This is a genomic window from Rhodococcus sp. YL-1 (assembly GCF_001942025.1).
Classification (GTDB): domain Bacteria; phylum Actinomycetota; class Actinomycetes; order Mycobacteriales; family Mycobacteriaceae; genus Rhodococcus_F; species Rhodococcus_F qingshengii.
Genome location: NZ_CP017299.1, coordinates 3,398,416 through 3,419,833 on the forward strand (window position 1 = coordinate 3,398,416; position 21,418 = coordinate 3,419,833).

Genomic DNA, 21,418 nt, shown 5'->3' on the forward strand with positions numbered 1-21,418 from the left:
TTCTCCTTGGCTGCTTACTTGCCCACCACCACGAATCCTTCTGTGGTCAGGGTGTTCTCAGGGCCGAACTTGAGCTTTCCGTACGAACCGATCGACGGCTCCCCCGAATCGTTGAAGTCCAACTCACCGGTGATGCCGTCGTAGTCGATGTCGGTTCCCGCCTTCACCAACGGCAGGCACTCGACGTAGGACGTGCACTTGGTGCCGCCTTCGGTGACGCTGTTGATGTTGGCCGCGATGTCGGTACCGGCCGTCGACTTCGCCTGCTCGGCAGCGAGCGCTGAGATCACCACCGCGTCGTATGACTCTCCGGCGTAGTTGAAGTCGATCAGAGAGGGGTTCACAGCCTTCAGACGATCCTGGAAGGCAGCTCCGACGTCCGTCAGGGGCGTCGTTCCCTGCATGGTGTCGAGCAACGGCTTCGCCACGGATTCGCCGAGAGCGTTGCCCATGTTGCCGTCGACGCCGTACATCGCCATTCCGTCCGACGGGCCGATGCCCACTTCGTGCATGCGCGTGATGATCTTCGCCGACTCTTCGAAGCCCACCAGTGCCACTGCATCCGGATTGAAGTTCTTGACTTGATCGACTTCGGAGTTGAACGACTGCGCGTTCGGGTCGTAGATGATCTTCTCGATCTGATCGGAGGGGACACCCGAATCGATCAGATTCTTTTCGATGTTGTCCGCCAGACCCGTCCCGTACGGGTCGTTGAGGGCCATGATCGCTACGCGCTGACCACCGTCGTCCGAAATGAGCTGTGCGACGGCCTGAGCCTGCAGTACGTCCGTCGGAGCGGTGCGGAAGTACATGCCCTTGTCTGGGTAGCAGACGAATTGGTCCGAGGTGTTGGCAGGCGAGAACATCACGACGCCTGCGCTGGCGATCTTGTCGATCACCTTGAGCGAGACCGAAGACGACGCGGCGCCGACGATGACCTGAGTGCCTGCAGCCAATTCGCGGTCGACGGTGGTATTGGCGGTGTCCGTTGTGGTGTCACCCGAATCGCCGGGAATCAGCTGGACCGGTTGGCCGAGAACGCCTCCGGCTGCATTGACGTCGTTGACTCCCAGCTGGGTGCCCGCGACCATCGGCGGCCCGAGGAACGACAAGCTGCCTGTATCGGGAAGAAGCGTGCCGATGCGCAGCGCTTCCGTGGACGGGGTGGCGCCGGCCTTGGCCTGCTCCGGGGTGCAATCAGTCGTGACGGATGTCGTCGCGGCAGAAGCGCCGGACGTAGAGCCACTCGAAGACGAGTCATCCGACTTGTCCGAGCTACAGCCTGCAAGTGCCAGTGATGCCGCGCCGAGAACTGCAGCAGTACGCACAAGTGTTCGTCTAGCCATCCCACGCTCCTAAGATCAGCCGGTGCTCGCGCCACCCGAACTGGCGCTCGCTGTGGGATCAGACGCTAGACCTTGGAACCGTTTCGCGATCCTTCAAGAAAGCCCTGTGACCTGACTGTTATCTGAAGGTGCACAGTGTTTACACGGCTGTAGCGCTGCGCGACGTTTCGACGGTCGACGCAGCAACCGGGTAACCCGGACACTTTGCTCAAGCGTCCGGTTCACCGCCCAGAGTTTCCAGTACGACCTGTGCGACCGCCTTCATCGTGGAGCGCCGATCCATCGCGGCGCGCTGAATCCACTTGAACGCCTCAGGTTCGGTGAGCGCTTGGCGAACCATCAGAACACTCTTGGCTCGCTCGATCAGCTTGCGTGCTTCGAGCCGGTCCGAAAGATCAGCGACCTCACGCTCGAGCGCCGTCACCTCGCGGAAACGACTGACCGCCAATTCGACAGCGGGAACGAGGTCACTGATCGAGAACGGCTTGACCAAGTAAGCCATGGCGCCGGCATCGCGTGCGCGCTCGACCAACTCGCGCTGACTGAACGCTGTGAGAATGACAACAGGAGCGATGCGTTTGGCGGCAATCTCCGAAGCGGCGTCGATGCCGTCTCTCCTGGGCATTTTCACGTCCATGATGACCAGATCAGGCTTGAGCGACTCGGCCAACTCCACCGCGACCTGCCCGTCACCCGCCTCACCGACGACGTCGTAGCCCTCTTCGCGGAGCATCTCGACCAGATCCATGCGGATCAACGCCTCGTCTTCAGCGACGACAACACGACGGGGTGCGAGCTGATTGCCTTGCGGCTGCGGCGAATTCATGGCCACCATCCTCCTCCATCGAACCGCCCCGACACGAGACGCGAACGATTAGAGGGTACCGGTGTTTGACATTGAAATCGCATCTTCTAATGTAGTCATCGCAACAAGCCCTCGTATCCCAATTGGCAGAGGAAACGGATTCAAAACCCGTCCAGTGTGAGTTCGAGTCTCACCGAGGGCACCACCTGCCGCAGCTGGCCGCACCGCAAGGTTTCGGCATTCGGCTGTACCCCAGATCGACCGCCGTTAGATTCGATCCATGAACGGTCACCGGCTGATTGCTCTGCTCGGAGCCATATCGATTCTCGCGCTGCTCACCGGGTGTCAAACAGACGGCCAATCCAATACTGCCGGCGAATCCAGCACTGCCGGCGAATCTTCCACCCAGGCCGCGCTCGATGCTGCAACACAGACCGGCACCCTTCAGGTCGGCTCTCCCCCGATCGATGCCCCATCCACCGAGATCTCCGTGCCTCCCCCGTTCCCGAACGACACGGAGGTCCCTTCACCGACTCCGCGCGTCGACGTGACCGAGATCGACGTGATCGATCACGATGGTTTCACCCGCATCACCTATCGCTTCGACGGAAGCGGATCTGTGTTCTGGAAAACCGAATATGTCAGCGAAGCAATCCGAGCGGGTGACAGCACAGTCGTGGACGTCGGAAGTCGATCGATACTTCAAGTCGACCTGATGGGAGTCCAATCGGATTCGTCGCTCAACTCCGTATCTCACGAGGGCGAAAACATCACGCGCATAGACAGTGCAGCCAGGAACAGTGCGATCCTGCAGTCGTTTGTCGGCACGGTCGACATCCGTCCGGCATACACCGTATCGACATCCGATTCACCGTCCCAGTTGACGATCGACATCCCCAAGGCAGACAGCTGACTGTCGAATACCCAATTGCGCGCTCAGCTCAGCCATTCCAGCGCAGCGGTGCTCGACGCGGTAATTCGGTTATCGCGGGGCGGATGAATACTCCGTCTCGAAACCGAGGTCTCACAATCGATCCGAGGCGATTGCGGGGTCCGGTTCAACACGACTGTCATGATTCTCACTCCATGCCCGAACTCTCACTGCATGCCCGAACGTCCGCTGCTCGAACTGCTGCTGCCAGTGTTTGTTCCAGCAGGACTGCCACCGTCATGGGGCCGACGCCACCCGGCACTGGTGTGATCGCACCGGCATGTGGGAGCGCAGCGGCGTACTCCACATCTCCGACGTTGCCCTCGTTGTACCCCGCATCGATCACCACTGCCCCAGACTTGATCCACGCCCCTTTGATCAGTTCCGGAACACCGACGGCCGCGATGACGACGTCTGCCGAGGCGACGTGGGCGGCCAGGTCGACGGTGCGCGAATGGCAGTATGTCACCGTTGCGCCTCGACGCAGGAGGAGCATTCCCATCGGCAATCCGAGTATCGGGCTTCGGCCGACCACGACAGCATGCTTTCCGGAGAGTTCGACGCCTGTGGCGTCGAGCAGGCGCAGGATGCCACTCGGTGTACATGATTCGAATCCCCCACCGGTCAACGCCATTGCCGCAAAAGATGCCGAAGTGACGCCGTCAACGTCTTTGTCGGCCGAGATGGCATCGAACGCGGCCCGTTCGTCGATGTGGTCTGGCACCGGGTGTTGCAGCAGTATGCCGTCGATCGAAGGGTCCGCCGACAACGCTCTCAGCACGCCGACCAGTTCTTCGGTGGTTGTACTCACCGGGAGTTCGACCGTCCGCGACGTCATTCCGACGGCGACAGATCGTTTGGCCTTCATCTGTACATACGCCTTCGAGGCCGGGTCCGCTCCCACGATGACGGCGGCCAGGCAAGGAACGTGCCCCGCCTCATCACGAAACTGCCTGGTGCGCACTGACAGGTCCGCGAGCGCACCATCGGCAATTGCGCGTCCGTCGATTATTCGAGCGGGCGCGGTCTGGGTCGACAGATTCTTGGTAGAGACGTTTTCGGTAGGCCGATTCTCGGTAGACATGGATCCCCCTTCACACAAGATGTGTGAAGCACCCAGGCGGTCGATGCCTCGCGATGTGCACTCCCCGGTGGTAATCCCCACCCGCGCCAGTCGTGCGTGGTCAGCGTACCGCGCGGTTGCTTCACCGCCACGAAACGCGTCGAGAACGCCACTCACGAAACGAGACAAATCGACATAACCTATCAATAGGTAACGATCTGACCTGCAGTTATTCCATCCTGTGCAATTAGATGGCACGATGGGGGCAACCGCACGGGCACCAAGCATTGGAGGCACCGATGGACAACGGCAAGATAAACCTGACCTATGACGGTCGGGTGTCACTGAGCTTCCAACTGGCGATTCCGCACGCACCGGACAAGGTCTGGAAAGTGATAACGGAACGCGAGTACCTCGACGCCTGGTTTCCGGCGGACGTCGATTTCGATCTCACTCCCGGCGCGGATCTACTGTTCAAGGTGACACCGGAACAAGTCGAGCGTTTCGGACTGCCCGCAGATCACGTGACGCGCGGGACGGTCATCAGCGTCCACCCGCACCGAATTCTCGAATTCCTCTGGGACGCAGACACTCTGCATTGGGAACTGGCACCGGACGGCACCGGCGGCTGTTGGCTGACTCTCACCCACACGATGGAAGACGAAGAGTCCGCGTACGCGCACGCCGCCGGTTGGCACGCGGGCTTGGAAGTTGTTGCGGCCCAACTCGATGGACGCGAAGTCGACTGGTCTCCGTGGGACCGCGCCGACGAACTCTCACCGCAATATCGCAAGTCTGCTTGATTCTGGGCCCGAGTTCAGTCTCGGGCCCGCATCTCATTCTCCTTTACGCGGGAAATGCCTGATCATTCCTTCTTGGACCACCGTCGCCAACAGCAGACCTTCCACCGAGAAGTACCGTCCCGTTGCCAGACCGCGCGAACCTGCGGCGACCGGCGATTCGGTGGCGTACAGAACCCAGTCGGTGAACCGGAACGGGCGATGGAACCAGATCGAATGATTGACCGTCGCCGCGACGATACGATCATGACCCCAGGACAAACCATGAGTGGTCAGAATCGAATCGAGCACGGTGGTGTCGGACGAATATGCCAGCGTCGCAGCGTGAATGAGCGAATCGTCCGGCAGATCACCGTCGGGGCGCATCCACACCCGATTGTGGTTGAGTTTCTCGCCGGTGCCCTTGAGGATCCACGCCGGATCGTTGGCGTACCGCATGTCGATCGGCTTGAGCGCCGCACTGAAATGCGGCAGTTTTTCCTCGTACCCCACCAGATGATCGCCGATGGGAGGCAACGACTCCGGAAGTGGAACATCCGGGATCTCGACAGCATGGTCGAGCCCCTTGCCGGAGTCCTGGAACGCCGCGAGCATCACGAACAATTCGTTCTCACCCTGATAGGCAGTCACCTGACGGTTGGCGAACGCCCGCCCGTCGCGATGACGATCCACCCGATACTCGATGGGCGCCTTGACATCTCCGCCGCGAATGAAATGGGCATTCACCGCATGGATGGGGCGATCACCGTCGACGGTCCGCCCGGCGGCCATCAGTGCCTGAGACACCAACTGACCGCCGAACGTCCGCGAACCTACCTGTTTCGGGTGGTATCCACGGAACGCGTCTTCACCGATCTGCTCCAGATCCAACAGACCGAGGAGAGTACCGAGGTCGGTGGACGCGTTCGCGTGGGTCACTCAGTGGTCCTCTTCGCCGATACGGTGGACGTGAATGAGGTTGGTGGAACCGACAGTTCCCGGAGGGGATCCGGCAACGATGACCACGAGGTCGCCCTTGACGTACCGCCCGAGGGAGAGCAACGCACTGTCCACCTGACGCACCATCTCGTCGGTGGTGGCCACCGCATCGACCAGGAACGTCTCGGTTCCCCACGTCAGCGTCAGCTGACTGCGCACCGCGGGCAGCGGTGTGAAGGCGAGCAACGGCAGCGGCGTGTGCAGACGAGCCAGTCGACGCACCGTGTCACCGGACTGAGTGAACGCAACCAAGGCCTTGGCGTCGAGACGTTCGCCGATGTCGCGTGCTGCGTACGAGATGACACCGCGCTTGGTGCGCGGGACGTGGGTCAACGGTGGGACACGGGTCGATTCGTTCTCGACGGCCTCGACGATGCGGGCCATGGTGCGAACGGTTTCCATGACGTACTTGCCCACCGAAGTCTCGCCCGAGAGCATGACTGCGTCGGCGCCGTCGAGAACGGCGTTGGCGACATCGGATGCCTCTGCGCGAGTGGGACGTGAGTTCTCGATCATCGACTCGAGCATCTGCGTCGCGACGATGACCGGCTTCGCGTTCTCACGAGCAATCTGGATTGCGCGCTTCTGAACGAGCGGGACCTGCTCGAGCGGCAACTCGACACCGAGGTCACCGCGGGCGACCATGACGGCGTCGAACGCGAGCACGATGGCTTCGAGATTGTCGATGGCCTCGGGCTTCTCGAGCTTCGCGATGACGGGAACGCGGCGCCCGACTCGATCCATGATGGCGTGAACCAATTCGACGTCCGCCGGTGAGCGAACGAAGGAGAGTGCAATGAAGTCGACACCCAGCTTGAGAGCGAACTCGAGGTCGGCGATGTCCTTGCCCGACAGGGCTGGAACGGAGACGTTCATACCGGGCAGTGAGAGGCCCTTGTTGTTGCTGACCGGACCGCCTTCGGTGACCCGACAGACGACGTCGTTGCCGTCGATGGACGTGACGACCAGGCCGACCTTTCCGTCGTCGACCAGCAGTCGATCGCCGGCCTTGGCGTCGCGCGCCAATTCCTTGTACGTGGTCCCGACGCGATCGTGCGTTCCCTCGACGTCGTCGACGGTGATACGAACCTCTTCACCGTTGGCCCAGGTGGTCCGCTCGTCCTTGAATCGGCCGAGGCGAATCTTGGGCCCCTGAAGGTCGGCGAGAACACCGACGGCCTTTCCGGTGGCGTCCGACGCGGCGCGGACGCGAATGTAGTTTTCTTCGTGATCGGCATGCTCGCCGTGGCTGAAGTTGAGGCGCGCCACGTCCATGCCGCTCTCCACGAGCTCACGGATGCGGTCGCCAGAAGCTGTCGCAGGTCCAAGTGTGCATACAATTTTTGTCCGTCGGTTCACGGCTCGAGCCTAGTCGCTACCCCACCGCACTTCTATCCGGCATTTGCGACCTGCACTTTCTGTACTTACTCGATTCAGTTGGTCAGCTCACGAACAGCGGAAATGCCTTTGGATGAACCGGAGCCGGAAGCGCCGACTCGCCTGTGAGAAACATGTCGACGGCACGTGCGGCCGACCGTCCCTCGGCAATCGCCCACACGACCAGCGACGCCCCGCGATGCGCGTCGCCGCAGACGAATACGCCGGGTGTCCGGGTCTGCCACCCGACATCACACTTGATTCTGCCGAGTGGATCGGTGCCGACATCAAGGTCGGTGAGCAGCGGGGCGGTTTCGACGCCGTCGAAACCCAGAGCGAGCAGGACCATCTCGCACACCAGATCCGTCGTGTCGCCGGTCTCCACCAGGGTCCGTTGTCCGTCCTTCGCTCGTGACACGGCTACCGGAACCATCCGGATTGCGCGGACCGCACCCCCACCGTCGTCGAGAAATTCCTGCGCCGCCCATCGGAATCGTTTGTCACTGCCCTCCTCGTCCGCCGGCGAGGTGCGTAGGAGCCGCGGCCACAGCGGCCATGGGTCGCGATCTCGATCGCGGTGTGCCGGAGGTGGGACGTGGTAATCCAATTCCGTCACCGAGAGGGCGCCTTGGCGATGCACCGTGCCGAGGCAGTCGGCGGCCGTGTCGCCGCCACCGATGATCACGACGTTCTTACCTCGCGCCGAGATGCTCGACGCACCATCACCCTCGCATTCGTGGTTGGCCGCACGCAGGTACGTCATCGCACGATGGATTCCGCGAAGACTACGACCCGGTACGTCGGTGTCTCTGGCACGATCAGCCCCGACCGCCAGGACTACCGCCTCGAATTCCGTCGAGAGGTCGTGCGCGCTCACGTTCACTCCGACGGCGCAGTCGGTGACGAATCTGATCCCCTCGGCGGTCAGTTGGTCCAGCCGCCGGTCGATGAGGGCCTTGGGCAACTTGAATTCCGGAATTCCGTAGCGAAGGAGTCCCCCGATCCGATCGCTCCGCTCGAACACCGTGACACTGTGTCCGGCTCGTGTCAGTTGTTGAGCCGCGGCCAGTCCCGCCGGTCCCGAACCGACAACCGCAACACGGTTTCCGCTGTGAACTACCGGCGGCCGTGGTCCCAGTGAACCCGACTCCCAGGCGTTGTCGACGATCGCCTGTTCGATGCGCTTGATGGTGACACCCCCCGACGTGTGCTCGTCGTCGAGTGCGAGAACGCACGCCGTTTCGCACGGTGCGGGGCACAGATGTCCGGTGAACTCGGGGAAATTGTTGGTGGAATGCAGATTCTCCGAGGCTTCGGACCACCGTCCACGCCGAACCAGGTCGTTCCATTCCGGAATGAGATTGCCGAGCGGACACCCTATGTCGGCCGAATGGCAGTACGGCACAGCGCAGTCCATGCAACGCGAGGCCTGTGCAGATACGTCTCGATTTCGCACGACGGGATCCAGCGACTCGTATACCGACGCCCAGTCGCCGACGCGCACGTCGGTCGGTCTGGTCGGTGCGCCGGATCGTTTCACGTTGAGGAACCCGCGTGGGTCAGGCATGAGCCGGCTCCACCAGTTGGTTCTGTTCCACGACCTTCTGATAATCGACAGGCAAGACTTTGGTGAATCTCGGACTCTGTCCACCCCAGTCGTCGAGTAGTTTTGCCGCCACCGGCGAACCGGTAGCGGCCAAATGCGTGCCGAGAATGTCGACCAGCTGACGACAGTCTTCCGCCGAGGGCTGCTCCAGAACGACCATGTCGCGGTTGACCTTTTCTGCCTTCACGTCGAGTACGAAGGCAAGTCCGCCGGACATTCCCGCAGCAAGGTTCCTACCGGTTGGGCCGATGATGACGACGCGACCCCCGGTCATGTACTCGCACGCATGGTCGCCGACGCCTTCCACCACAGCGACCGCACCCGAGTTGCGCACCGCGAATCGTTCCCCGACACGCCCCCTGGCATAGAGCGCACCGCTCGTAGCGCCGTACAGCAGCGTATTGCCGGCAATCACCTGCTCCTCGGCCACGAAGGGTGCGTCCTCACTCGGCCGAAGCGCGATTCGTCCACCCGAGAGCCCCTTTCCCACGTAATCGTTTGCATCGCCGACGACGACCAGCGAGATGCCCGGTGGCAGGAACGCACCGAGTGACTGGCCTGCCGTTCCACGGAGCACGACGTCGATGGTGCCTTGAGGTAGCCCGACGGCGCCGTAGCGTCTGGTCACCTCAGCGCCCAGCCTCGTTCCCACCGCTCGATCCGTATTGTGTACTGGCAGTTCGATATGCACCGGTCGAGCGTCCTCGAGGGAGTTCGCAGCCAACTTGATCAGGGTGCGTTCGAGTTCGCTCGAAGTAGGTACATACGGTTGGAAGGCCGCGCCGGCCGGCGCGGCCGGAACGTCGAAGAGTGGTGAGAGGTCCAACGTGCGACTCTTCCAATGTGCCACCGCCGGAGACATTTCCAATACGTCTGCGTGCCCCAGAGCATCGTCGATACTTCGAAACCCCAGTTCTGCCAACAGCCGTCGTACGTCGTCGGCGATGAAGCGAAAGAAGTTCTCGACGTACTCGGGCCGGCCGGTGAATCGCTCGCGCAGTTCGGGATTCTGCGTCGCTACTCCGACAGGGCAGGTGTCGAGGTGACATACCCGCATCATGACGCACCCGGCCGCGATGAGTGGCGCCGTGGAAAACCCGTACTCCTGCGCCCCCAGCAACGCGGCGACGACGACGTCCCGCGCCGTGCGCAAACCCCCGTCACACTGGACGACGATCCGATCGCGTAACCCGTTGAGCACCAGGGTCTGCTGAGTTTCGGCCAGCCCGATCTCCCACGGCGTACCCGCGTGGTGGATGGACGAGAGTGCCGCAGCACCCGTCCCACCGTCGTGACCGGAGATCAGCACCACGTCGGCGTGCGCTTTGGCCACACCTGCCGCAACAGTCCCGACTCCGACTGCGCTGACCAATTTCACGTGTATCCGCGCACGATCGTTTGCGCATCTGAGGTCATAGATCAATTGGGCGAGATCCTCGATCGAATAGATGTCGTGGTGCGGGGGCGGAGAAATGAGCCCGACCCCAGGCGTCGAGTACCGGGTTTCCGCGATCCACGGGTACACCTTGGACCCCGGAAGCTGCCCTCCTTCACCGGGCTTGGCACCTTGGGCCATCTTGATCTGAATGTCGGTGGCATTGACCAGGTAATCGCTGGTCACCCCGAAGCGCCCACTCGCGACCTGCTTGACTGCGCTTCGACGCTTGTCGTCACGCAACCGCTCCGGCGACTCTCCGCCCTCACCGGTGTTGGAACGCCCGCCGAGAGCATTCATCGCAACCGCCATCGTCTCGTGCGCCTCCGCAGAGAGGGAGCCGTAGCTCATCGCACCGGTGTTGAATCGAGCGAGAATCATCTCGACGGGTTCGACCTGATCGAGCGGAATCGGCGGACGAACCTCACACCGAAATCGAAACAATCCCCGCGGTGTTCCGCCCTGCGCGCTCAGTCGATCGACTTCATCGCTGTAGCGGCGAAAGATTTCACTTCGCCCCGTCCGGGTCGCGTGCTGAAGGAAGAACACGGATTCGGGTGTGAACACATGCAATTCACCATCGCGGCGATACCGGTACTGTCCGCTGTCGGTCAACTGACGATTGTCGAACTGACGATGCTGCACTGCGGACGACGAGAACGCAGCCGTGTGGCGCATCAGAACTTCGCGCGCGACTTCGGTGATACCGATCCCGCCGATCCGGCTCCGTGTGTTGCAGAAGTATTCGTCGACCAACTCTCGACCCAAGCCCACGGCCTCGAATACCTGTGCGCCCGTGTAGGAGTGAACCGTAGCGATTCCCATCTTCGACATCACTTTGAGCACGCCGAAATTTGTTGCTCTCAGGTAGTTGTCCGACGCAGTCTTCGGATCTATCCCGGGAAGTTCGTCCTGCTCGCTGAGGGCTTGGACAGATTCGAGAGCAAGATACGGGTGGACAGCCGCCGCACCGTAGCCGATCAGCAGCGCGATGTGATGAACTTCGCGCGCGTCACCCGAGTCGACGACAAGGGAAACCTTGGTCCGCAGGCCATGACGAACCAGATCGTGGTGCACGGCTGATACTGCGAGCAATGACGGAATGGGAGCCTGCTCAGGGCCTGATCCACGGTCGGAGATCACCAGAATCTCGATTCCGGCTGCGGCGGCTGTTCGGGCGGACTCACGAAGCCTCTCGACGCCTTCGGTGAGACTGCCCCTCGGATCGAAACCTGCGCGAAGGACAGCGCTTCTCGGAGTTCTTGCGCCGTATAGTTCGGCGACCTTCGCCATCTTCCCCGGTCCGATCACCGGTTTGTCGAGAACAATCCTTCGGCACGACAGCGCCGACGCTTCGAACAAGTTCTGCTCAGCGCCGAGGGTGACACCAAGCGTAGTGACGACTTCCTCGCGAATCGCGTCCAATGGCGGGTTGGTCACCTGAGCAAAGAGCTGAATAAAGTAGTCGTACAACAGCTTCGGCCGATCCGAAAGAACGGCGAGAGGCGTGTCGACACCCATCGATCCCAACGGCTCCGATCCTGAGCTTGCCATCGGGACAAGAATGTCCCGCAGGTCCTCGGCGTGGTATCCGAAGAGCAACTGCCGTTGCAACAGCGGAGCCGGATCGCCTCGGGCAGGCGCAGTCTCGGGGATATCCTCGAGGTCGACCAATCCCCCGTCGACCCAGTCCCGGTAGGGGGCTGTGCTCGCGAGTTCGGACTTGATCTCCGCATCGGAAACGATCCGATGGCGAGCGGTGTCCACGAGAAACATGCGTCCCGGTTCGAGGCGCCCCTTCTCCAACACCTCGGACGTGGGAGCGTCGAACACACCGCTCTCACTGGCCAACACGATACGGTCGTTCTTCATCCGCCACCATCGCCCTGGGCGAAGACCGTTGCGATCCAACACGGCCCCGACAACAATGCCGTCGCTGAACGTCACGGACGCCGGACCGTCCCACGGTTCCATCAGACAACCGTGAAATTGGTAGAAGGCCTTTATCTCGTCGGGCATCGAAGAATCGTTCTCCCAGGCTCCGGGAATCATCATCGCGATGGCGTGTTGCACACTGCGGCCCCCGAGCGTCAAAAACTCCAGTACTTCGTCGAACGACGAAGAGTCGGATCCTCCCGGGGTGCAGATCGGAAACAGGCGATCGATGTCCCCACCTAAAAGTGTGCTCCGCAGCATCGGCTCGCGAGCGCGCATCCAATTCCTGTTTCCCACAATCGTATTGATCTCGCCGTTGTGGGCGATGCAGCGATACGGCTGAGCGAGTGGCCACGACGGAAATGTGTTCGTGGAGTATCGACTGTGCACGACTGCCAACGCAGTTCGCATTCGGTCGTCGCGTAGGTCGGTGAAGTAACCGGGTAACTGCGTCGGCGTCAGCATGCCCTTGTACACGATGGTTCGGGCGGACAACGAGGGGAAATACACTGCAGTGTTGGCACAGTGAATCCGCTCGACCTGTCTCCTGAGCGCAAACACTCGTCTGTCCAAGGCAATTCCGCCCACACTACGATCTCGCGACTCGGCGCACGTCACAAAACACTGACTGACGTACGGAGCGCACTGCGCGGCAACGGTTCCGACGCAGTCTCGGTCGACCGGCACCTCTCGCCACCCGATAATCTGCAGTCCTTCTGCCGCTGCGTACCGGTGTATCCGAACTACCGCGCGCCAACGTGCTTCCTGATCCACCGGGAGAAAGCAGTTTCCGGCCGCGTAGGTGTTCTCACCCATCGCGTTGGGTGGTGGAAGCTCGAACTCGGTCACCGCGTCGAAGAACTCCGTCGGCAGCTGAATCAGAATGCCCGCGCCGTCTCCGCTGTTGGATTCGCGCCCAACTGCGCCGCGATGGGAGAGATTGCCCAGGACCGCGAGCGCATCGTCGACAATGGAATGCAGGTGGCGTCCAGAGGTGTCTGCTACCACGGCTACACCACACGAATCGGTTTCCTGATCGGGGTCGTACAGGCCCCGAGGTTCAGGTATTCGAGAAAACAGCACTCGGCGACCTCCACGCGGACATGCAGCCGACGTGCGCTAGTTTATCAGCCCATAACCGCAGGTCGCGAGAGCAAAACGGTGACCCCCTGATACCGAGGCATCAGGGGGTCACACTTGCCGAGGGTCGTTTCGATCAGCTACGCAAAGGGCGGTTGTACTGATCGCGCACACTGCCGGTCAACATCATGATTCCGTCGATGAGCGGCCAGATGCCACCGATTCCACACGTCAACCAAGTGACCGCGATCTGTGCGACAGCCATGCCGGGCTGGTTGAGATAAAAACGTCCTGCACCGAATCCGCCGAGCAGAATGCCCAGCAATCCGGCAGTCGTCTTCGACTTGTCCGAGTACGGTTCACCGGTCATCGGGTCACGTCCGTATGGTGCGGACGGGTCGACCAGGCCGTAGCCAGGCTGAGGATAACCCTGAGCTTGTGGGTACCCCTGAGGCTGACCGTAACCCGGCTGTGAGTATCCCGGCTGGGGGTAGCCCTGCGGCGGAGCCGCGTAGGGATTCGGAGTCTGATCTGCCGGTGCACCGTAGACGGGACCGTCCGTCGGGGTTTGGGTCGGGCTCGAGTAGTCCGGCGCCGGATAGTCGGTCGCCGGATAGTTCTGGGCGGCGTAACTTTCCTGCGACGTGTACGGCGCTGTCGGCTGATTCGGGGTGGAATCAGAATCGGCAGCGGGAAACGCTGTGGTCGATTCGGTTCCGGTCGGCGGCGGGTAGATGGGGTGGTTTCCCCACCCCGGACCGTTTCCGACTCCCGAATACGTGTCCCAGCCTGGACCGGTGCCGGTGGTCTCCGTCGACGGCGTCTTTTCGGTGGGTGCCGAGGTTTCCGTCAACGACGCATCCGCCGTCGCGTCGTAGTCGAACGGCGACCCGAACTGCGGTGGAACCGGCGGCTGTGATCCAGACGAGTCCCCCGACTCGGAAGGTTCCGGATTCTTGTTCAAGTTAGGCAACGTACTTTCCTTCGATTCGACGACGGTACGTAATAGCTTTTGTTATCGGACTTCGAGAAGGTTCGACCTTCTCGAGGCCAGTCCCCCACACATGTTTCCTCGGTTCGCGCTCGCGACTCATCCTCGCAATGGCCGGCGAGCACCGTCCCGCGCATTGCCCGAAAGTATCACGATGCCGTCGACGAACGCCCAGATCCAGATTCCGATCGCAAATGGAATTCCGATGAGGAACGCCGACATGAACAGCGCGAAGAACATGCCGAGCAGTTGGCACAATCCGATGCCGACACTTCCGATATAGAGGCGCCCGACTCCACAGATTCCGAAGAAGCCCAGCAAGATCTGCAACAGTCCAGCGGTGGCCTTCGACTTGTCGGAATACGGTTCCCCGGTTACCGGGTGCCGACCGTACGGGGCGTAGGGATCTCCGAACCCGTACATCGATGGAGGCGGCAATGGCTGCTGATATCCGTACGGATTGGGCGCGCCGTAGACCGGTCCCTGATCCTCGGGGAATCCCCCCTGCGAATAGGGACCTGTCACGGCTTGTCTTTCTTCGACAGCTTCACCGCGTCCGACGACTCATCCGACGCTGCCGTGGAGGCGCTTGCCTCACTGGAAGCGGATTCAGCAGCATCGGATTCAGAATCTTCAGCATCGGCCTTCGCCGAATCAGTTTCGGTAACTGGCACCGCGACTCCTGCTTCGCCGGCAGCTACCGCAGCGACGTAGTCCTTCGACTTCAAATCAGCCGGATCCTCACGACCCTTCTTCGCCAGGAAGAAGTAGGCCAGTGCGGCGAAGAACACGATCCCCGAAGTGAATGTGTTGACGCGAATGCCGGCGATCTCATAGGCGAAATCGTCGCGCATCAGTTCGACGACGAACCGGCCCAGGCAATAGCCCGCGACGTACAGAGCAAACAGACGTCCGTGGCCGATCTTGAATCGGCGGTCGACGAGGACCAGCAGGATCACGATCAGGACATTCCACACAGCTTCGTAGAGGAACGTCGGGTGAACGACCCGAATGACTTCTCCGTTGGAGACACCTGCCAGTTGATCGAGCTGGCCGGAAGAGTTCACACGCTCGAAGATCTCGAGGCCCCACGGGACGGTGGTCTCGCGACCGTACAACTCCTGGTTGAAGTAGTTGCCGATACGACCGATGGCCTGCGCGAGCAAGATTCCGGGCGCAATCGCATCACCGAGCGCGGACACCGGAATGCCGCGTCGACGGCAGCCGATCCACGCACCGATGCCGCCGAGGAACACTGCTCCCCAGATTCCGAGGCCTCCCTGCCACACCTTGAGTGCGTCGAGTGGCTGACCGTTCTCGCCGAAATAGGCGGGCCAGTCGGTCAAAACGTGGTAGAGCCTGCCACCGATCAGACCGAAGGGAACGGCCCAGATCGCGATGTCGAGAACGGTCCCCTTCTCGCCGCCGCGGGCGACCCAACGACGATCTCCCCACACGATCGCGACGATGATGCCGAGGATGATGAAGAGCGCGTAGGCGCGAAGCGCCACCGGTCCGACGTACCAGACGCCTTGGGGCGGGCTGGGGATATAGGCCAGCAGGTCCACAGTTGAGGTCACGACGCCACGGTAGCCGAGCGGACGCCCTCGGCGAGTTCTTCGGTGAGCGAGCGAACCGCTCCCAGGCCGTTCTCGACCGCGGAGACCAGAGCCGAGCCGACGATGACGGCATCGGCGTATGCCGCGATTTCGGCAGCCTGTGCGCCGGAGCGAACTCCCAATCCGACGCCGACGGGAATGTCGGAATGCGCGCGGATTCGTGCGGTCAGTTCCGGAGCCATCGAAGACACGGCGTCGCGAGCGCCGGTGACACCCATCGTCGAGGCCGCGTAGATGAATCCACTACTCGCATCGAGTGTCATCGCGAGTCGTTCTTCCGTCGAGGACGGAGCGACAAGGAAGATCCGGTCGAGGTGGTGCTCCTCGGATGCTTCCATCCAGGCGCCGGCTTCTTCCGGAATGAGGTTGGGGGTGATCAGTCCGAGCCCGCCGGCGGAAGCGAGGTCTCGTGCGAACTTGTCGACGCCGTACTGCAGTACCGGGTTCCAGTAGGTCATCACGACGGCCTTGCCGCCGACCGAACTGATCTGCTCGATCACGGTGAAGATGTCGCGAAGGCGAACGCCGTTGGTGAGTGCGGTTTCGGCTGCACGCTGGATGGTCGGACCGTCCATGACCGGATCGGAATACGCGACACCGACTTCGATGATGTCGCAGCCGCCGTCGACCATCGCCTTGAACACGTCGATCGATTCGGGAACGGTCGGATAACCGGCAGGCAGGTAACCGACGAGGGCGGCACGCTTGTCAGCCTTGCACGCGGCAAAGGTGGGTGCGAGGCGTGATGGTCGTTCGCTCACTTGTCCGAGCCTTCCGTGTTGTCGTTCTCGTCTGCTGCATCATCCGGAGCGGCTGCCTGACCTGAGGCGCCGTCGAAAAGACCGAACCAGCTTGCGGCGGTGTCCATGTCCTTGTCACCGCGACCGGAGAGATTGACGACGATGATCGCGCCCTCACCGAGTTCTTTGCCCAGTCGGAGTGCGCCGGCGACGGCGTGGGCCGATTCGATGGCCGGGATGATGCCCTCGCGGCGTGAGAGCAGCAGCAGCGCATCCATGGCTTCACTGTCGGTGACGGGTTCGTAGGTCGCGCGCCCGATATCGCTCAGGTAAGCGTGCTCGGGTCCGACGCCCGGGTAGTCCAGACCAGCAGAGATCGAGTGCGATTCGATGGTCTGACCGTCTTCGTCCTGGAGCAGGTACGAGTAGGCACCCTGGAATGCGCCAGGGGTACCGCCGGCGAACGTTGCTGCATGCCTTCCGGTTTCGACACCGTCGCCGGCTGCTTCGTAGCCAACCAGCCGTACCGACAGATCGTCGATGAACGGGTGGAAGATTCCGATTGCGTTGGAGCCGCCTCCGACGCAGGCTGTGACTGCATCGGGCAGGCGGCCGGTCAGTGCCTGAACCTGGACGCGTGTTTCGAGGCCGACCACTCGCTGGAAGTCCCGAACGATGGTGGGGAACGGGTGCGGGCCTGCCGCGGTACCGAAGCAGTAATAGGTGTTGTCCGCGTGGGAAACCCAGTCGCGCAAGGCTTCGTTGATCGCGTCCTTGAGCGTGCGCGAACCGGTCTCGACCGAGACGACCTCCGCGCCGAGAAGTCGCATGCGCGCGACGTTGAGTGCTTGCCGTTCGGTGTCGACAGCACCCATGTAGATGACGCACTCGAGACCGAGCAGTGCACAGGCGGTGGCCGATGCCACACCGTGCTGGCCCGCTCCGGTCTCGGCGATGATGCGGGTCTTGCCCATACGCTTTGCCAGCAGAACCTGACCGAGAACGTTGTTGATCTTGTGAGAACCGGTGTGGTTCAGATCTTCACGCTTGAGAAGGATGCGCGCACCGCCGGCGAACTCGCTCATTCGCGTTGCCTCGAAAATCGGCGACGGGCGCCCGGTGTAATCGCGCTGCAAGCGGTCGAGTTCGTTCAAGAACGTGTCGTCCGCGCGAGCCTTTTCGTACTCCGCAGTGACTTCGTCGATAACCGCCATGAGGGCTTCCGGCACATGCCGTCCGCCGTAGACGCCGAAATGGCCTCCGGCGTCGGGATCGTGGGAGCGCTCGGTGAGTCCCGCGCTGGCCGGCGGCAGATTGCCGCCCTTGAATATTGCACCGGAGCCTGGTTCCTGAGTACGTGAAGTCACCCCACCAGTCTGCCCCAACGGTGTCGCTGGTCACCGCCCGGGTGCATCAAAGCACGCCGGGCGGGTGAAGCGATTTATCGAGACGGTTTGGGGCAGGACGGGTGCGCACCTGCATTGACCAGATCTGCGACGGCCTTGCGAGGGTCGCCGCTGGTCACGAGGCCTTCACCGACGAGCACTGCGTCGGCGCCCGCCCCGGCGTACGCCAACAGATCGGCAGTTCCGCGAACACCGGACTCGGCAATCTTGATCGTCTCGGTCGGAAGACCGGGAGCGATGCGACCGAAGGTGTTCTTGTCCACCTCGAGAGTCTTGAGATTGCGGGCGTTCACACCGATCACCTTGGCGCCGGCTTCGAGCGCGCGGTTGGCTTCTTCCTCCGTGTGCACCTCGACGAGGGCAGTCATTCCCAGAGATTCGGTGCGATCGATCAACGAGGCGAGCGCCTGCTGCTCGAGTGCCGCGACGATCAGCAAGATGACGTCGGCGCCGTGAGCGCGAGCCTCGTGAATCTGGTACGGCCCCACGATGAAGTCCTTGCGGAGCACCGGAATGGTGACCGCTTTACGGACTGCGTCCAGGTCGGCCAACGAGCCGTGAAAACGGCGCTCTTCGGTGAGAACACTGATGATGCGTGCGCCACCGGCTTGGTACGCCGCGGCAAGCTCAGCGGGATCGGCAATGTCGGCCAACGCACCCTTTGACGGGCTCGCTCGCTTGACCTCGGCGATGACGCCGATGCTCGATTCCAGAAGTGCTGCTGCAGCATCGAGTGCAGGCGGTGCAGCGGCCGCAGCAGCCTTGACTGCAGCGAAGTCGAGTACGGCTTCGCGGGCGGCGACATCAGCGCGCACCCCGTCGAGAATCGAGTCGAGTACGGTCATCGTGGCCCGAATCCTTTCTGGGCAAGAGCCCGATGTGAGATACGTCATCAGGGTGGTCTCAGCCTAGTGGGACGAAATTTTGCTACTCCGTCGGGGTACCCACGCAGGTGAGGGTTCAGTCTTACTCAGTGGGACGACCCCGGTTTCGCGCCGTTGTCTCCCCCAACTCCGTCGTCCCCGTCAGTCGCTGTCGGGTCCTCTCCGGCGTCGAGCGCATCCCACAACATCCGTTGTGTCACAGGCTCGTCCGATGCAGGTTTGTCTCCCTGACCGAGCTTGGCCGCGGCCTCGCGGCGCGCGGCAGGGTTGTCGTATTTCGACGACAACCCGCCTCGCACTGGAGGTTTGCGCATCAGAAGTACTGCCGCGCCGAGCGCCGCCACCCCTCCGACCAACGCAAGCAAGGCAGGCAGTACCGAAACAGTCGTCGAGAGATCTTCCGGGTGACCGGACAACTCGGCCAACTCCACCGCTCGGTCCGCAGAGGCTCCGGACACCAACAACTGCACTGCCGGAACCGCTACCGCGATGGCGACGAGGGCAACCAACAGTCCGACTACCCGAAGTGCCCAACCTCGCACCGCAAACGACGCCGCGATCGCCGCCAGAAGCGCGAGCGCGAGCGGAGTCATCGCCGCCGCCCAGGTGCTGCCGTCGAGATCCGTCGTCCTCTCCAGCGTCTTGCCGTCGCTCGAGGTCAGATGAACCCACGTCATTCGTGAGCTGCCCCACAGAGCTGCTGCCGACAACGCCAGCAGAAGCGTTCTCGGCACGGCGGTGCCACGAGACGCGCTTGTAGGCTCCGCTGCACTCGACTCGTTCTCACTCACTGATCGTCACCTCCGATGGTGCGCAGGGTGTGCGCCGACGCAATCGCGCTCAGCACTGCCATCGCCTTGTTGCGGGCCTCGGTGTCCTCGTAGACCGGATCCGAGTCGGCGACGACGCCGGCGCCCGCCTGGACGTATCCGATCCCGTCCTTGATCAATGCCGTTCGGATCGCGATCGCGGTGTCGGCGTCGCCGGCGAAGTCGAGGTAGCCGACGATGCCGCCGTAGATACCGCGCCTGGTCGGTTCCAGTTCTTCGATCAGCTGCATCGCTCGGACCTTGGGTGCCCCCGAGAGGGTTCCAGCGGGGAAGCATGCGGTGACGGCGTCGAGAGCGTGCTTTCCCTCGGCCAGATGACCGGTGACGGTCGATACGAGATGCATCACGTGGCTGTACCGCTCGATGTGCCGGTAGTCGTGCACCTTCACCGTGCCCGGGCGACAGACACGACCCAGATCGTTTCGCCCCAGATCGACGAGCATGAGGTGCTCGGAGTTTTCCTTCTCGTCGGCGAGGAGGTCCTTCTCGAGCAGGATGTCGTCCTCCTCTGTGGCACCGCGCCATCTGGTTCCAGCGATCGGGTGTGTTGTCGCGACGCCCTCAGCAACCGTGACCAGTGCTTCCGGGCTCGAACCGACGATCGAAAACGCCGTCTCTCCATCACCGTTCGGCACGTTGAGCAGATACATGTACGGGCTGGGGTTCGACGCTCGCAGCATCCGGTACACGTCGATCGGTGCTGCAGTGCAATCGATCTCGAATCGCTGCGAGAGAACTACCTGGAATGCCTCGCCCGCTTCGATGTCGCCGATCAACTTGTCGACATCGACACCGAAGCTCTCGGTGGTGCGCTGACGACGGTAGTTCGGAGTCGCTTTCGAAAATGTCGACACCGTCGATTTCGCCGGCGCCGCGAGAGCACGAGTCATCGCGTCCAACCTGGCGACTGCGTCGTCGTACGCCGTGTCGACGCGCTCGTCCGTGCCGTCCCAGTTGACGGCATTGGCGATGAGGGTGATCGCCCCTTCGTGGTGATCGACTGCGGCGATGTCGGCGGCAAGCAGCATGACCATTTCGGGGATCTGCAGGTCGTCGACCGCGGAGTCACCCAATCTCTCGAGGCGCCGCACCGCGTCGTAGCCGAGGAATCCGACCATTCCGCCGGTCAGCGGGGGCAGGTCGGGCAGCCGCTCCGAACGAAGCAGCTCGAGGGTGGCACCGAGCGCGTCGATCGGGTCGCCGCCGGCCGGAGCGCCGGCCGGAACGTTGCCGTACCAGGCCGCCTCTCCGTCCACGACGGTCAGTGCAGCCGGACTCCCGACGCCGATGAACGACCACCGCGACCACGAACGACCGTTCTCGGCCGACTCGAGCAAGAAGGTGCCGGGACGATTGCCGGCCAACTTCTCGTACGCCGAGAGCGGAGTTTCGGAGTCCGCCAACACTTTCCGAGTGACCGGAACGACCCGGTGCTCAGCTGCGAGAGCTCGGAACTGCTCCCGGGTCGTGGTGGAATCGGACGCGTCACCGACGATCGCGGTGTCGGATGACCGTGCGGACATGGAGGTGGGCTCGCCGTGCATGGCTCCATCATCCCAGGCTCCCCCATGTGGCCGTCGTGCGCGGGTAAC

17 protein-coding genes, 1 tRNA gene and 1 riboswitch are annotated in these 21,418 nt (G+C 62.3%); of the genes, 3 read left to right on the top strand and 15 right to left on the bottom strand.

Annotated features, from left to right (window positions below; translation table 11 throughout):
• Nucleotides 1–14: 14 nt before the first annotated feature.
• Nucleotides 15–1,346 (bottom strand): ABC transporter substrate-binding protein, encoded by a 1,332-nt coding sequence (locus BH682_RS15790; protein ID WP_003944031.1) that lies wholly within the window; start codon nucleotides 1,344–1,346, stop codon nucleotides 15–17.
• A gap of 208 nt (nucleotides 1,347–1,554) precedes the next feature.
• Entirely contained in the window at nucleotides 1,555–2,172 is a 618-nt protein-coding gene (locus BH682_RS15795) for an ANTAR domain-containing response regulator (RefSeq protein ID WP_003944029.1), read from the bottom strand.
• Nucleotides 2,173–2,279: 107 nt separating this feature from the next.
• Here BH682_RS15795 and BH682_RS15800 point away from each other — a divergent pair.
• Together BH682_RS15800 and BH682_RS15805 are read left to right on the top strand one after the other, a co-directional pair.
• Nucleotides 2,280–2,356, top strand: a tRNA-Leu gene (locus BH682_RS15800).
• Nucleotides 2,357–2,431: 75 nt separating this feature from the next.
• Complete coding sequence (locus BH682_RS15805; protein WP_075833328.1) at nucleotides 2,432–3,064, top strand: AMIN-like domain-containing (lipo)protein; 633 nt, start codon at nucleotides 2,432–2,434, stop codon at nucleotides 3,062–3,064.
• A 166-nt stretch (nucleotides 3,065–3,230) separates the two neighbouring features.
• Here BH682_RS15805 and BH682_RS15810 read toward each other — a convergent pair whose 3' ends face one another.
• Nucleotides 3,231–4,166, bottom strand: coding sequence for a bifunctional 5,10-methylenetetrahydrofolate dehydrogenase/5,10-methenyltetrahydrofolate cyclohydrolase (locus tag BH682_RS15810; RefSeq protein ID WP_075835305.1), 936 nt, complete (start codon nucleotides 4,164–4,166; stop codon nucleotides 3,231–3,233).
• Between the two features lie 23 nt (nucleotides 4,167–4,189).
• Nucleotides 4,190–4,270: riboswitch (ZMP/ZTP riboswitch) on the bottom strand.
• Between the two features lie 174 nt (nucleotides 4,271–4,444).
• On the opposite strand from BH682_RS15810, the gene BH682_RS15815 reads away from it, so the two are divergent.
• Complete coding sequence (locus BH682_RS15815) at nucleotides 4,445–4,948, top strand: SRPBCC domain-containing protein (RefSeq protein WP_042923025.1); 504 nt, start codon at nucleotides 4,445–4,447, stop codon at nucleotides 4,946–4,948.
• 33 nt (nucleotides 4,949–4,981) lie between these two features.
• Here the strand turns inward: BH682_RS15815 and BH682_RS15820 are convergent, their stop codons facing one another.
• The 12 genes from BH682_RS15820 to BH682_RS15875 form a co-directional block, all read right to left on the bottom strand.
• Nucleotides 4,982–5,863 (bottom strand): acyl-CoA thioesterase, encoded by an 882-nt coding sequence (locus BH682_RS15820; RefSeq protein WP_003944096.1) that lies wholly within the window; start codon nucleotides 5,861–5,863, stop codon nucleotides 4,982–4,984.
• Nucleotides 5,864–7,282, bottom strand: a complete 1,419-nt coding sequence (pyk, locus tag BH682_RS15825) for a pyruvate kinase (RefSeq protein ID WP_003944038.1) — start codon at nucleotides 7,280–7,282, stop codon at nucleotides 5,864–5,866.
• Nucleotides 7,283–7,364: 82 nt separating this feature from the next.
• Nucleotides 7,365–8,867 (bottom strand): glutamate synthase subunit beta, encoded by a 1,503-nt coding sequence (locus BH682_RS15830; RefSeq protein WP_063316092.1) that lies wholly within the window; start codon nucleotides 8,865–8,867, stop codon nucleotides 7,365–7,367.
• Entirely contained in the window at nucleotides 8,860–13,359 is a 4,500-nt protein-coding gene (gene gltB / locus BH682_RS15835; RefSeq protein ID WP_075833330.1) for a glutamate synthase large subunit, read from the bottom strand. The genes BH682_RS15830 and gltB overlap by 8 nt, the downstream gene beginning before the upstream one ends.
• A gap of 133 nt (nucleotides 13,360–13,492) precedes the next feature.
• The gene (locus BH682_RS15840; RefSeq protein WP_047272252.1) at nucleotides 13,493–14,320 is read right to left on the bottom strand and encodes a TM2 domain-containing protein; all 828 of its coding nucleotides are present in this window, start codon (nucleotides 14,318–14,320) and stop codon (nucleotides 13,493–13,495) included.
• 126 nt (nucleotides 14,321–14,446) lie between these two features.
• On the bottom strand, nucleotides 14,447–14,872 hold the full coding sequence (locus BH682_RS15845) for a TM2 domain-containing protein (protein ID WP_030536756.1): 426 nt from the start codon (nucleotides 14,870–14,872) through the stop codon (nucleotides 14,447–14,449).
• Complete coding sequence (lgt, locus tag BH682_RS15850; protein ID WP_190287664.1) at nucleotides 14,869–15,927, bottom strand: prolipoprotein diacylglyceryl transferase; 1,059 nt, start codon at nucleotides 15,925–15,927, stop codon at nucleotides 14,869–14,871. Before lgt ends, BH682_RS15845 begins: the two co-directional genes overlap by 4 nt.
• Entirely contained in the window at nucleotides 15,924–16,727 is an 804-nt protein-coding gene (gene trpA, locus BH682_RS15855; RefSeq protein WP_003944010.1) for a tryptophan synthase subunit alpha, read from the bottom strand. The genes lgt and trpA overlap by 4 nt, the downstream gene beginning before the upstream one ends.
• On the bottom strand, nucleotides 16,724–18,073 hold the full coding sequence (gene trpB, locus BH682_RS15860; protein ID WP_007728699.1) for a tryptophan synthase subunit beta: 1,350 nt from the start codon (nucleotides 18,071–18,073) through the stop codon (nucleotides 16,724–16,726). Before trpB ends, trpA begins: the two co-directional genes overlap by 4 nt.
• Nucleotides 18,074–18,147: 74 nt before the next feature.
• Complete coding sequence (trpC, locus tag BH682_RS15865) at nucleotides 18,148–18,957, bottom strand: indole-3-glycerol phosphate synthase TrpC (protein ID WP_003944016.1); 810 nt, start codon at nucleotides 18,955–18,957, stop codon at nucleotides 18,148–18,150.
• Nucleotides 18,958–19,082: 125 nt separating this feature from the next.
• On the bottom strand, nucleotides 19,083–19,787 hold the full coding sequence (locus tag BH682_RS15870) for a TIGR02234 family membrane protein (protein ID WP_075833334.1): 705 nt from the start codon (nucleotides 19,785–19,787) through the stop codon (nucleotides 19,083–19,085).
• Nucleotides 19,784–21,370: an anthranilate synthase component I gene (locus BH682_RS15875; RefSeq protein ID WP_058227001.1), complete on the bottom strand. Its 1,587-nt coding sequence runs from the start codon at nucleotides 21,368–21,370 to the stop codon at nucleotides 19,784–19,786. The genes BH682_RS15870 and BH682_RS15875 overlap by 4 nt, the downstream gene beginning before the upstream one ends.
• Nucleotides 21,371–21,418: the final 48 nt, after the last annotated feature.

What these genes read in the sequence shown, in the direction of transcription:
- BH682_RS15790 (WP_003944031.1), bottom strand. Translation starts at nt 1,346, where the DNA reads ATGGCTAGACGAACACTTGTGCGTACTGCTGCAGTTCTCGGCGCGGCA.
- BH682_RS15795 (WP_003944029.1), bottom strand. Translation starts at nt 2,172, where the DNA reads ATGAATTCGCCGCAGCCGCAAGGCAATCAGCTCGCACCCCGTCGTGTT.
- BH682_RS15805 (WP_075833328.1), top strand. Translation starts at nt 2,432, where the DNA reads ATGAACGGTCACCGGCTGATTGCTCTGCTCGGAGCCATATCGATTCTC.
- BH682_RS15810 (WP_075835305.1), bottom strand. Translation starts at nt 4,166, where the DNA reads ATGTCTACCGAGAATCGGCCTACCGAAAACGTCTCTACCAAGAATCTG.
- BH682_RS15815 (WP_042923025.1), top strand. Translation starts at nt 4,445, where the DNA reads ATGGACAACGGCAAGATAAACCTGACCTATGACGGTCGGGTGTCACTG.
- BH682_RS15830 (WP_063316092.1), bottom strand. Translation starts at nt 8,867, where the DNA reads ATGCCTGACCCACGCGGGTTCCTCAACGTGAAACGATCCGGCGCACCG.
- trpC (WP_003944016.1), bottom strand. Translation starts at nt 18,957, where the DNA reads ATGACCGTACTCGACTCGATTCTCGACGGGGTGCGCGCTGATGTCGCC.
- BH682_RS15875 (WP_058227001.1), bottom strand. Translation starts at nt 21,370, where the DNA reads ATGCACGGCGAGCCCACCTCCATGTCCGCACGGTCATCCGACACCGCG.